General features: G+C 46.0%; 8 protein-coding genes. 3 read left to right on the top strand and 5 right to left on the bottom strand.

The genetic code is table 11. From position 1 onward, the window contains the following. Positions 1 to 4: 4 nt before the first annotated feature. The 5 genes from GKS34_RS10850 to GKS34_RS10870 form a co-directional block, all read right to left on the bottom strand. A complete protein-coding gene (locus tag GKS34_RS10850) occupies positions 5 to 2,401 on the bottom strand; it encodes a glycoside hydrolase family 65 protein (protein WP_163384834.1) in 2,397 nt (798 codons plus the stop codon). Between the two features lie 69 nt (positions 2,402 to 2,470). After that, positions 2,471 to 4,021 carry a trehalose-phosphatase gene (gene otsB / locus GKS34_RS10855; protein WP_163384835.1) on the bottom strand — a complete coding sequence of 517 codons (1,551 nt, stop codon included), beginning with the start codon at positions 4,019 to 4,021 and terminating at the stop codon, positions 2,471 to 2,473. A 122-nt stretch (positions 4,022 to 4,143) separates the two neighbouring features. After that, a complete protein-coding gene (locus GKS34_RS10860; RefSeq protein WP_163384836.1) occupies positions 4,144 to 5,208 on the bottom strand; it encodes a class I fructose-bisphosphate aldolase in 1,065 nt (354 codons plus the stop codon). 423 nt (positions 5,209 to 5,631) lie between these two features. Next, positions 5,632 to 7,824, bottom strand: coding sequence for an APC family permease (locus GKS34_RS10865; RefSeq protein WP_163384837.1), 2,193 nt, complete (start codon positions 7,822 to 7,824; stop codon positions 5,632 to 5,634). Next, complete coding sequence (locus GKS34_RS10870; RefSeq protein WP_163384838.1) at positions 7,824 to 9,572, bottom strand: DUF5060 domain-containing protein; 1,749 nt, start codon at positions 9,570 to 9,572, stop codon at positions 7,824 to 7,826. The genes GKS34_RS10865 and GKS34_RS10870 overlap by 1 nt, the downstream gene beginning before the upstream one ends. A gap of 201 nt (positions 9,573 to 9,773) precedes the next feature. On the opposite strand from GKS34_RS10870, the gene GKS34_RS10875 reads away from it, so the two are divergent. The 3 genes from GKS34_RS10875 (at position 9,774) to GKS34_RS10885 (ending at position 13,567) form a co-directional block, all read left to right on the top strand. Next, positions 9,774 to 10,169, top strand: a complete 396-nt coding sequence (locus GKS34_RS10875; protein ID WP_163384839.1) for a DoxX family protein — start codon at positions 9,774 to 9,776, stop codon at positions 10,167 to 10,169. 509 nt (positions 10,170 to 10,678) lie between these two features. Next, the gene (gene fdhA, locus GKS34_RS10880; protein ID WP_163384840.1) at positions 10,679 to 11,869 is read left to right on the top strand and encodes a formaldehyde dehydrogenase, glutathione-independent; all 1,191 of its coding nucleotides are present in this window, start codon (positions 10,679 to 10,681) and stop codon (positions 11,867 to 11,869) included. 192 nt (positions 11,870 to 12,061) lie between these two features. Next, positions 12,062 to 13,567: a sulfatase gene (locus GKS34_RS10885; RefSeq protein WP_163384841.1), complete on the top strand. Its 1,506-nt coding sequence runs from the start codon at positions 12,062 to 12,064 to the stop codon at positions 13,565 to 13,567. Positions 13,568 to 13,572 lie beyond the last annotated feature (5 nt).

Below are 13,572 nucleotides of genomic sequence, written 5' to 3' on the forward strand. Positions count from 1 at the left end.
ATCATTAGTTAAGTAAAAATTCCCTTACTTCGCCAAGCTTAAACTCGAATATTTTGCCTTTAACACCTATTTTCACTTCGTTTTTCCATCCGGTTTCAAAAGTTATGGTTAATTTTTTGTCATCAAGTGAAACGGCAATCCAATGGCGTCTGTATTGAACTCTTAAAGAAATCTTTTTAAGATGATCCAACATCGGAGGATCTATCCACAAGGCTTCCTCTCCTACTTCCAGCCCAAGGAAAGCCCTTTGGACCAGGTCCAGGGATCCAGCCATGGCTCCTAAATGAATGCCTTCCGGAGTAGTCCCGCCCTGGATGTCCTCAAAATCACTGATTAGTACCGTCTCAAAATTATCCCATGACTGTTGCTGATCGTATTTTAATAAAATCCAGGAAAACACCACCCTGCTCAAGGTGGATCCGTGAGAGGTCCGCTCTCTGTAATAAGCGATGCTTTTTGAAACCATCTCTTCCGAATATTCGATTCCAAGGTTTTTGAAAATACGCTGAATTTCTGTTTTCGTAAACAGGTAGAAAAGCATCAACACATCGGCTTGCTTGCTGGCCTTATACCGGTTCGGGCTGTCTCCTTCATTTTCTAACACACGGTCCAACCGGTGAATATTTTCGTACTTATTTCGATATTCTTCCCAGGGAAACTCGTCCAGCTTTTCGTACCCTTCGAATTGGGCAATTATATCCTCTTCGATGAAGGGAACGTACATTTTTGTACTAATATCCTGCCACAATTCCAGGTCTGTCTCCTGGATGTGGAGCTCCTTCATCAACTCTCTACGCCTGCTTTTCTCAATAATTTCCACGATATGAAGTGCCTTTTGCATAACCCATGCCGCCATCACGTTCGTATAGGCATTGTTATTTAATCCAAGTTGGTCGGAGTCTGGATAAGATGTGTGGTATTCGTCCGGGCCCACAACCCCGTGAATTTCATACCGGTCCTTTTCTTCGTTATAGCTGGTCATACTTTCCCAAAACTGGGCGATGCTCAAAAACATTTCCGCTCCGAAATAGGAGAGAAATTGTTGATCTTCAGTCGTGAGGTAATAATTCCAAATATTGTATGCAATGGCTGAGTTGATATGCCGCTGCAGGTGGGTATTGTCAGGAATCCAATTTCCTGACTGGGGATTCAAATGAACTACCTGTGTTTCTTCACGGCCGTTGCTCCCACTTTGCCAGGGATACATGGCTCCCTTTTTCCCATCTTCCTTCGCAGCAAACCTGGCCTCCTCGATGCGGTAATATCGGTACATGAGCAAGCTCCTGGTAAGATCCGGAAACCGCAGATTTAAAAATGGAAAAATATACAGCTCATCCCAAAAGATATGACCCCGGTACCCCTCTCCGTGAAGTCCTCTGGATGGCACGCCCACATCCATTCCGATGATATTGGTGGATACCGTCTGGAGCAAATGGAAAATATGCAGACGGAGCAGCTGTTGGTTGCTATCTCCATTGATGATTCCTATATCTGCTCTATTCCATAAGGTCTTTAGTGCCTCCTCATGACGAAAACTAATCTCTTCAAAACGCCCAGCTCGCTTTATGGACTTTTTTGCCTCTACCCCGGGTTCACTAATTGCCCTATCCCTGCTGGTATAAATACCCACCACCTTTTCCAAGGTATAGGTTTTTCCTTCTTCCAACTCAACCCGCAACACTTGTTCAATGTATCCTTCCCGCTGGTTGGTGGTAATTACAGGGCTCATTTCACTTTCGTTATGATAAAGGGAGGTTCTGGCTGCCTGGGCCATGAATATTCTGGATTGTCGGGTACTCACAAATAAAAAAATGGCATTATCATCAATTTTTTCTGTCCCCTGAGGCTCTAAATGCCTGTTTTCCAATTCCCGATACCGAGCTACATTGTCATTGATCACGTTTCCATCCAACCCGGAACGGAACTCTATTTTGCCGCTCCAGTTTTCTGGAGTTAATGACCAATGGATGACTGCTATATGTTTGTCCCGCATGCTCACAATCCGCTTGCTGGTAATGGCTGTTATTCTTCCATCTTCATCTTCTACGCGAAATTCACGCATCAATATCCCGCATTTCATATCGAGCCTCTGCCGATAGGCCAGTATCTTTTGGCTATGAAGGTTGAGCCATGCGCCTCCTTCCGCTCTGAAATTGAGGCACAGCCAGTTTGGGAAGTTGACAAAATCTTCGTTTTCAATCATTTTCCCAGACAACTCGGTCTTGGCCCTATTAAAACCTCCGGCAAGATAGGTGCCCGGGTAATTAACATCATCGCTGCGGCTTTCCTCAGCCGCACCCCTGGTAGCGATGTATCCATTGCCTAAGGTGCATAAAGCTTCTCTTAGTTTTTGCTTTTCGGGCTTCCATCCCTCGTAAACGATGCTAAAATTATCCTTCATATCCGCTTTTGACCTGGTTTTTTGCTTTGATTTTACATTTCTGGCTCTACCGGTAATTTTCCTTTCCTATCAGGAGTTACCTTTATCCCAGTTTCCCAACTCCTCTAAAAACCCATATACCTCCCCGGTATCCTTTAACCGGTAATCGGCATAGGTTTTTTGCCCGTGGGAGCCCACCAAAATACCGGTACCTTTTAAGGCTTTTAGCGCATCTTCATCTGTGATGTCGTCACCAATAAAAATGGGGTGGTTTTGGGCTGCTGCTAAATCTAATTCATTAAGCAGCCAATTTAATGCGTGTCCTTTATGCCAATCCAGGTCCGGCTTAAGTTCCAGAATCTTTTTACCCTTCCCTATTTTAAGTCGCTGCTGTCCATCCAGAACTTCTTCCACTGCATTTTCAACCTCCGCTACCTTTCCTGCTTCCACCTGCCGGTAATGAACAGCGATGGCATATTTCTTCCTTTCCACCTCACAGCCATCGATCGCTTCAACCCGCTTTTTCAACTTGCTTTCAACCTCGTCCAAAATGGGTAAGATTTCCTTACCTGGCTCGTATTGCATCTCCAGCCCATTAGGGCCAGAAATCTCAAAACCATGGCTACCTGCATAAATCAATCTCTGAAGCCCAACTTTTGATTTTAAATCGGCTAAACCACGCCCGCTGATGATCGCAATGGTAAATTGATCTGACAATTGCTGAATGATTTTCTTTCTGTCAGGGGCTAATTCAGCCGCATTGGGGTCTTCCACGATGGGAGTCAGTGTGCCGTCGTAATCAAAAAATAACACCGGTCGCTTCCCCTCGATGTCAGTAATAATATCCTGGAAGCTTTCCAGCGCATGGGGAAGTGTCGCCGTTTCCCGGGGTTTCTTTAGTGTTTCCATAATATTCTCCAATTCGGTAAGTTCATGTACCACGATATCAGCCCCCGCATTACGAAGCGCTTCATCCTCACCATTTCTAGCTACCCCAACTACCACCGGAAAACCACCTTTTTTACCTGCTTTGATCCCGGCAATGGCATCTTCTATAATTAGGGTACGATCCAAATCAGCATTTAGATCCTCCATAGCCTTAATAAACACATCCGGGGCTGGTTTGCCTGGAATCTGCTGCTCCCTGGCTATTTCACCATCTATCCTAATATCAAACCAGCGCAGCATATCAGCAGCTTCCAAAATCCGCCGACAATTTCGACTCGCTGAAATGACCGCCAATTTTATCCCTTCCTTTTTCCACTTCTTTACCATTTCCAATGTATCCGGAAAAACTTCCACCCCCTCCGTCTCCATTAAATCTAAAAAAATATTATTTTTCCGCTTACCCAGACCAACTATTGAATCCACTTCCGGGTCGTCTTCGGGATTGCCTTCGGTCAGGGCTATTTGGCGGGATTCAAGAAAGGCGCGGACCCCATCATGCCTGGAGACCCCGTCAATATAGCGTTTATAATCCTTCCCAATATCCAAAGGATCAAAATTCTTACCCTGCACCTTTTCTAAGTATTCGTCAAACATCTGCTTCCAGGCTTTGGCATGGAGTCTGGCACTGTCGGTGATCACACCGTCCATGTCCAATATGATCGCCTGTATAGTGGGTGGTACTTTTTTTGACATCAATTTTTCGGATTAGTTATTAGGTAAGGTTTTGGGCAAAAATAAAATTATTCTAAAATACCAATAAGGACAATCTTTATGAAGATATTCTTCACACCTCATCAAAAATTATTGGAATAAAATCAGGCAACGTCTATTTCTTTGCTTAAATACACATCCTGAATGGTGTTTAGCAATTCCACACCTTTATCCATGGGGCGCTGGAAAGCCTTTCTACCCATAATCAGGCCCATGCCGCCGGCACGCTTGTTAACGACTGCTGTTTTAACAGCCTCCTGCAGGTCATCTTCCCCAGATGAAGCTCCACCAGAATTGATGAGACCAATTCTACCCATGTAACAATTGGCTACCTGATAGCGGCACAAATCAATGGGATGGCTACTGCTCAGTTTATCATACATATCGGGGTGAGATTTCCCAAAATTAATACTTGTAAATCCCCCATTGTGGGTGGGGAGTTTTTGCTTGATGATATCTGCTTGCAAGGTGACCCCCAAGTGGTTGGCCTGTCCGGTCAGGTCTGCTGCGGTTTCGTAATTCTTACCGTCCTTTTTAAAACCACTGTTCCGGGTATAGCACCACAATATGGTAGCCATACCCAGTTCATGGGCTCTTTCAAAGGCCTCCGATACTTCAATGATTTGCCGGTTAGAGCCCTCAGATCCGAAATAAATGGTTGCTCCCACAGCTGCTGCCCCTAGGTTCCAGGCATTCTCTACCGAGCCAAACATGATTTGCTCGTGTTTGTTAGGGTATGTCAGCAATTCATTATGGTTTATTTTAGCAACAAAGGGAATCTTATGGGCGTATTTCCTTGCGATCATCCCTAGCGTTCCCATCGTAGTAGCTACCCCATTGCAACCAGCCTCCATGGCAAGCCGGATGATGTTTTCGGGGTCAAAATACACCGGGTTTGGAGCGAAGGCACTTCCTGCGGAATGTTCAATGCCCTGGTCGACGGGAAGAATGGAAAGGTAACCACTGCCTGCCAATCTTCCATGGTTAAACAGGCCAGCCAAATTGCGCAGCACCTGCGGGCTCCGGTTACTGTTTACAAAAATTTCATCAACAAAATCAGCGGAAGGAAGGTGCAACAATTTTTTATCAAAGGTCTTACTCTGGTGACCTAAATAATATTCCTCATCCTTACCTAGCAATTCTTTTATCCGTTCAAATCCAGTGTTCATTTTTTTATGGGTATCGTTGTAAAATGGGAGAAGATTACTGACAGATCAAATTAGTAACCTGATTTCGTTCTAGTTAACGCACATTTATTATACCAAAATCAATGAAATGAAGCCTTTTCGAGTCAAAAATGAAAAATTCCTTGAAAAATCTGGCATTTGCCCCTAATCCGGCAAAAGTAAGAAGCTGCACGCATTTTTGCCCCATTCAGGCAACGGGAGCATTCCGTTTCGGATAAAAAATCGGAGGAGGGCTGTAAGGAGGAGGCCTGTAAGAGGGTTGCCAAATGCATGAAATATCACACACTTACTGAGCTCCTCCGAACTACAGCTCCTTTTTTCGATGGGCTCCACTCATTGCTGGGATGTTCTGCTTGTTCAAACTACACCCGTTTTTTGAGTAGGATTTAGGAATCGGTAAACCAGCTAGTGCAACACCTTATCAAATTCCACTTCCTGAGCTGCCAAAACAAAAACCTTGGTGGGTAAGGCCTGGGTTTTTTCCTTTAATGCGGTGTAATATACCTCAAATTCACCTTCCAGCTCAGGGACAGCCAAGCCTATCAGCACCAAATCACTTTTGGCAGATTCCTCACTCAAGATGTCCCAGAAATCCCTTCCCTGCGACTCTAAAATCTGGTACCCAAAACCGGTACGCATCCCTGAAAAAATGGCATCTAAATTTTTTCGGGCACCTGCTGAGGCTTCGGAGTTGGGGACTACCATCTTTACATTCACCTGGGCTTGTTGCCATTCCCTACTGTTTTTTAACAAGTAGGCCAAAATGATCATCAGGCTTCCGTTTTTTTTCAGCCCTCCCCACCAGATATCGATTACCTGCTTTTTCCTGAACCCTTTATTATTCTCATCCTGCACGATAATGACGTTTTTCCTGGATTTATAAAAATGCCTGATCATTTCGGAATAGGGCTTTAAATGTGCATTTTCCTTTGTATCGCCCAATAGAACCGTATTGGGAACCAGTTGCCCCAAGCCATACGCGTTTACCAATTGGGTGGCGCCTGTGAAGGGATCCGGGGCTCGCAGCACGCGGACCAAAGCATGTACATTTTTATTGGCCAGAAAGTCCATGATCTGGCTTTCGTAGTCTTTGACCTTTTCCTGAGGTACATTCGATTCCGAAAGAATGGTACTGACTGTAAACAGGGAGTTACCGTTGGTAATATCATTGGTCAACTCGATTAGCCGCCAACGTTTGGTGGGAGATCCGGACAAAACTAGAATATTGGGCCGCCAACTCTTGGCATCTACTTCCTTTTCTAACCTGAGCAAAGCATAGCGGATGATGGAAGATAGAATGCCGCTACCCAGACCTCCCCAGGTTCTTCTTATTTTCCTTCGTTTCAGCCATATAAAAATAATACCGATCACCAGAAATGCCGCGATGGTAGCTAGAGAATTGATTAGAAACATCACGGCTGCACAACCCAGGGCTCCCAATAAAGAAAAAACCCAGTGCACCTTGAATTTGGGTCGAAAGGAAGGGCTTTTCAGAAAGGTTTCAACCCCGGCAGTTACATTCAATACGGCGTAGGTAGTCAGGAAAAACATGGTTAAAATCGGAGCGATCAGGTTCAGATTGCCAAAATACACCGTCACCAATGTGATTCCTATCGTAAACAGCGTGGCTGCACGGGGGATTTTCTCCTTCCCTGTTACCTGAGTAAAAAAACCTGCCCAGGAAGGTAAAATCTTGTCATTTGCCAGTGCCTGCAATACTCTTGGTGCACCCAGGAGGCTTCCCGTAGCACTTGATAAGGTCGCTCCCCAAACACCTAAAAGAATGGCCCCACCCCAAAGGGCTATCTGCTCCATGATCAGTGGTTCTGCTACCAGGGTCGCTGCGTCCACCCTGGATGCCAGGATTATCGGCAAAATCATATAAATCACGAAGCCGACGCCCACGGCCATGAAAGTGCCCTTGGGGATGGATTTAGCTGGATCTTTTAAATCACCGGACATGTTTACTCCTGTCATTATACCGGTAACTGCCGGGAAAAATATGGCAAATACTTGCCAGAAACTCACAGATTGGGAAGCGGGTACGCCCCACAATTCGATATGGGAGTCTTCCAATGGTCTGCCAAAGAAAAGGGATAGTAAAGAAAGGGCAATCAGCCCTAAAATGATGTATTGAACTTTGATCGTAGCTTGTGTGGAAAACAGTGCCAGGAATCCTAAAAGGAGAGTAGTCGCCAGACTGACCCATCGGGGTTCCAAAACGGGAAAAACAGCCGTCAAACTTTCCGAAAAACCAATGATATACAGGGAAACAGAAAAAGCCTGTGCCAAATATAAAGGAATTCCTACAGCTCCTCCGATCTCTGCCCCTAGCGACCTGCTGATCAAAAAATAGGCCCCTCCACCTTTCACAGGGGCATTGGTGGCTACTGCGGCTATGGATAGAGAGGTAAGAAATGTAATGGAGGTAGATAAGGTAACGATCAGTAAGGTACCGATCAGGCCTACGTTTCCTACTACCCATCCAAAACGGAGGTACATGATAACCCCCAAAATGGTTAACAACGAGGGGGTAAAAACCCCCCCGAAAGTACCTAATTTGGAATATTTTCTTTGCTTTGTTTCTCTTCCTGCCATTAGTCCCCGCTTACCAAAACAACCCAATCTTTTTGCCGATCATGCGGCGCTTCCCCCAGCCATACCATTTCTTTTGAGGGCACTTCAACAGGCCTTCCGGTAGTATACGTCTCTCCCAGTCTCGGGTCAAACCAGTAGATGCTATAGGTTCCGGCAGGCAAAACCACCTGTCCTTCTCCTCCTTGCGGTAAATATACTACATACTGATCCGACTCCAGTTCCAAGCCCCAGCCTGTCGTTTCGGATGGATTCATCGGCCTCATTTGCTCAAAGGGTAGGTTGTTATTGAGGAAAAAGGATTTGGCCAGGTTCATGGTTTTCCAGTAGACTTCATACGAGCGGTAATCTTGAATCGTCAGGTCTTTTCCACTTCCAAAATAAACTTCAACGCCGGCCCCTCCTGCCATCAATGCCGCCCAAAGGGAATTTTTTCTCCAGGTATCCAGATCCGGAAATTCGGGATTCGTATAAGGCTCGTCGTAGGTGACTACCCAAGGTTTTCCATGGAGAGCGGATTGCTCACGCCAGTGCTTGATTCGCTCGTAGCCATAAAAAGAATCTTCAAAATTACCCTGATAACTAATGCCGGTATAGGGAGAATCTCCCAACAATCCTTCAAAAATTGCGTCAGTATCGGAAGGTCCATTGTGAACGACAATCAATTCTTTATTGGGCAATAGTTCCTTTAAATAGGCAGCAAAATTCCTTCGCTGCTCACTAGTAATGGCCTTTCCGTAAGTCGGTTCCTTTTCCCAGCCACTTTCTTCTCCAATATTCCAGGTAACCGCATTGAGGTAACCAAACCTGGCCGCCATCTCCCGGTAATACACCTTCCGGCTGTCGGCAAAAACGCCTCCTTCCTTGGACTCAAAATAGGATTGATTTTCTTGTTCGGAGAGGACAAATTGAGGCATTAGCCCTGACGCTATCATGTGATCAAAGACCTGCTGCCACTGATCCAGTTTGGATAGGTCATATTCGTAATAAGCATCTGGCCCCGTCCAGGGATAGGCCTTTTTTCCGTCCCCATAGGCATTCATTAACAGGAAGTAGTGGGCGTTAATCCCTTGCTTCTGCAGGTAATTAACTACGCCCAGAATCCCTTTTCCTTTTCCACCTTGCCAAACCGGATCGGTTTCTTCCCAATCCTGCAGGTGTGCGGGATAGTTTCTGTCTGAATCCGTACCGTCAAAGCCGGCATATTCCAAAAATACCTCAGGAGAATTGGCTCCCATTTTTAAAAAGTAGCTTCCGTCGGTAAATTGTAAAAAATGGTTTCCCTTATACTCAAGTTTGCCTTTGGACAAAAACCCGGGCGCCCCATCTTCAGAAGGCGCTACAAGAAATTCCCCGGTGTCACCGTGAAAGGAAATACCCCATTCTTCATTAATAGTGGAAGCAATGGCTGCGCGATCGGCTTGATAAAAACGAGCCTGGTACTGCCAGTCCCCGGCAATAAGAGGTAATAAATGGACCCTCCAGGTGCTCCCCTCCGTGGCACTGCTTTCTCCGGCCTTGCCGTCCCCTGCAAAATACCCCGGCACTACAGTGGATTTTCCTGTCGGATCGGTGAATTTCACATCCAGACGAAAGTTTACGAATGTTTGAGGTTCTTCTTTTCCCTGAGGACCTTCCCAGGATAAGGTCAGTTTCTGAAAGGCTTTTTGGGGCCCCTCGATTTTTGCATCCTGAGCAAATGTTTCCGTTATCAGGGTAGCTAATGCCAATAAAAAAAATAACTTTCTCATAATGGGTTTGGTTTTGGTTTCAAGATAGTCATTTGATGAAAAAAAACACAAAAATGCGAAAGATCAGCGACTACAGGAGCCAGATCTGATTTCAAAAGGCATGAATTCTCTTTATTAGCAGTAATTACAAATTTTCTACTTGGTTTTTGCAGGTTATTTATTAAATTGATTCATTCATCAACAAAAAAAACAATATAACCTATGGAAAAGTATCTTGGAAAATTTGCTCCCCAACTTTATGCAATTTTAAGAATCGTTGCTGGATTTAGTTTTGCCATGCATGGATCCCAAAAATTAATCGGATGGCCAGGAGGGGAAGAACCCAAAGAATTATTCTCCATGATGGGGTTTGCCGGAATTGTGGAATTGGTAGGAGGAATTCTCATCATGATAGGGCTGATTGGAAGTATTGCCGCTTTTATCTGCAGTGGTCAGATGGCAGTGGCATTTTTTATGGTCCATGCCCCTCAGGGATGGAATCCGTTACTCAATGGAGGCGAAAAAGCACTGTTGTATTGCTTCATTTTTCTATATATAGCTGCGGTGGGATCTGGAATATGGAGTGTAGAGGGAGAGAAAAACAAACCGATTACTTAATTACTTATGACTTTCCGGAATCTTCCTTTTTATAATGACGCCGGAAACAATTAAAACTCGGATTGTCTGTATTTTCCCTGACCTATTGTAACGGGGTAATCTGGCGATCCGAGTTTCCTTTTTATTTGCTTACAGCTTGACCGCATTGAAAAAAAGAGAAATACAAAGCCCTGTTTTCCCTGTTTTTTTTATTCCTTTTTTAAGCTTGAAAATACTCAAATAAGAATTTCGTTCCAAAAAAAGTTTAACGCCGGGGAAGCAAGAGGGTGAAGAACAGGTCCTATTTTTTCTAAAAGTTATATTTGGCTGAAAACGAAACTTCCCAAATAGAAAGAGTTAGAATCCGCTCCAGAATATTTTTATGTATTATTAATTTAGTGTATTTCAAAATTTACAATTAATTGTCTATGATAAAAATAATGGCTAAATTAATTGGCTGAAATACAAGTTCCGGATTGACCGGAAAAAAGCATTCTTTTAAAAAATTGCCCACCAAAACCCAAATTACCATGTGTAAAAACCACGGAGTAGCTTATGTAAAACCCGGAGAAGTAGAAGTCAGGGAAATCGACTATCCAAAACTGGCTCTCGGCGACCGCAAATGTCACCATGGGGTCATCCTTAAAATCGTTTCCACCAATATTTGCGGAAGTGACCAGCACATGGTCCGCGGGAGAACCACCGCACCCGAAGGCCTGATTCTCGGCCATGAGATAACAGGAGTTGTTATAGAAGCAGGCAGAGATGTGGAGTTTATCAAAGAAGGAGACCTGGTTTCCGTTCCATTCAACATAGCCTGCGGGCGCTGTCGAAACTGTAAAGAAGGCAAAACCGGCATTTGTCTCAACGTTAATCCTGCCAGGCCTGGGGCGGCTTATGGCTATGTGGACATGGGTGGCTGGGTTGGCGGCCAATCCGAATACGTAATGGTCCCCTACGCCGATTTTAACCTGCTGAAGTTCCCGGATAAGGACCAGGCCATGGAGAAAATTCGTGACCTCACCCTGCTCTCCGATATATTCCCGACCGGTTATCACGGGGCGGTGACCGCTGGCGTTGGCCCCGGATCCATTGTTTACGTGGCAGGTGCAGGGCCGGTAGGACTGGCCTGTGCGGCTTCCTGCCATTTGCTTGGAGCGGCCGTGGTGATTGTGGGCGATATGATTCCCGAACGCCTGGCCCAGGCCAAAAGCTTTGGCTGCGAAACCATTGACCTGAGGAACAAAACCCCGCTGCCAGATGCCATAGCTGAAATAGTAGGCGTTCCGGAAGTGGACTGTGCCGTGGATTGCGTAGGCTTCGAGGCCAAAGGGCATGGAGGAAATGCTGACAAAGAAATGCCTGCTACTGTATTGAATGCAGCCATGGAAATAACCCGGGCAGGAGGAAGCATAGGCATCCCCGGTTTGTACGTAACCGGGGATCCCGGAGCGATCGACGAAGCCGCAAAAAAAGGAAGTCTGAGTATCCGACTAGGACTGGGCTGGGCAAAATCCTGCAGCTTTCATACGGGCCAGTGTCCGGTAATGAAATACCATCGACAACTGATGCAAGCCATTCTGTATGATAAGGTGCAGATTGCCAAAGCAGTGAATGTGCAAATTATATCGCTGAAGGAATCTGTCCAGGGATATAAGGATTTTGACCGGGGTGCAGCCAAAAAATTTGTGATCGATCCCCATGGTATGATCCCGAATTGATCAAAATACCTACCAGGTCACTTCAGACTTGGTAGGTAATTTTTTATTGGTAGGAAAGTAACTAATACCTTATTCAAGCGGATTTTTGAAAGCTAAAGGACTTTGTAGCCGTTTACATCCCCTGTACCAACTGCAAAAAAGAAAAACGAAATTGAAGTAAGTTGTGATACGGTCATTGACAGACAAGAAAGTATGAACACACGATTACTCCTCAGCAGCCTGGCGCTAGGCACTCTCGCTTTTTTCTCTTGTGAAGATCAAGAGGCAAAAAAGGAAAAACTAAATGTGCTATTTATTGCCGTAGACGACTTACGCCCGGAATTGGGTTGTTATGGTGTTGACTACGTGCATACACCGAACATCGACAAACTTGCAGGTGAAGGGCGGGTATTTTTCAATCACTTTGTCCATGCGGCAGCTTGCGGGCCTTCCCGGTCCACCTTGCTTTCGGGCACGCGGACCACAGATTGGGACATTTTCAAAACCATCCGGGAATCCGGATCCAAACCGGCCGGCATTTTTTCCCTACCCCAACTCTTTAACGAAAACGGGTACCGCACCGTTGGTATCGGTAAGATATCCCACCAACCCGGTGGGGTGATGGATTCATTGCAAAACCAACACGAGGTCCCCTACAGCTGGGATGAATCCTATGCTCCCGTTGGCGAATGGAGGGAACCCTGGAGTGCCTTTTTTTCCTATGCTGGAGGAAAGGCCCGAACGAGCTATTATGGCCGGCCAACCAACCGCAGCCTGCCCCCCTTTGAAGCAGCAGAGGTAGACGACGAGGGATATGCAGATGGTCACAATGCAGCAGCAGCCATCCGGCAATTGCAGCAACTCAAGGATTCCACATTTTTTCTGGCCGTAGGATTCTACAAACCCCACCTCCCCTTCAATGCGCCAAAGCGCTATTGGGACTTATATGATCCCGAAAACATCCCCGCCTCGGAATACCAACACATGCCGGAGAATGTCGCCTCTGACATTAGCTTGCACTATGGTCGCAACAGCTACGAACCACGGGGGACCTACACCTGGCCGGGCGATACCCTGGGCTGGGAGATTACGCCGGAACGGGAGGAAATCCTCAAACACGGCTACCTGGCAGCGATTAGCTATGTCGATGCGCAGATTGGAAAAGTCCTTGATGAGTTGACACGGCTGGGACTGGATGAAAACACCATTGTGGTCTTGTGGGGCGATCATGGCTGGCACCTGGGTGATTACGGCATCTGGGGCAAGCACACCAATTTCGATATTGCCCTCAATAGCCCGCTCATAGTCAGGCAACCCGGGATGACACAACCCGGTGTGGCAGCCCACGGACTGGTGGAGACCGTAGACATATTTCCTACGCTTGCCGACTTGTGCGGGATTCCGTCCCCTGTGCATCTGGAGGGGAAAAGCTTCAAATCCGCTATGGAAGACCCGGAAGCCCCGCTCAAGGAATATGTGGTAGGAGAGCGAGATGCCTGGGGGGTACTTGGAAAAACGGTACGAACCCAGGATTACCGATTGATGGTATGGATCGACAAATCGAGCGGCGACACCCTGGAAATCAATCTGTTTGATAACCGGGAGCAACCCCTTCCCCATCAAAATATCCGGGAAAACCAACCACAACTTGTCACTGACCTGAAGAAAAAACTGGAGGCCATAGAGCAGGAAAGAACCGACTTTTTCTCCGTGCTATAAACGGG

Origin of the sequence: Cyclobacterium jeungdonense (assembly GCF_010994275.1) — a bacterium.
Lineage (GTDB): Bacteria > Bacteroidota > Bacteroidia > Cytophagales > Cyclobacteriaceae > Cyclobacterium > Cyclobacterium jeungdonense.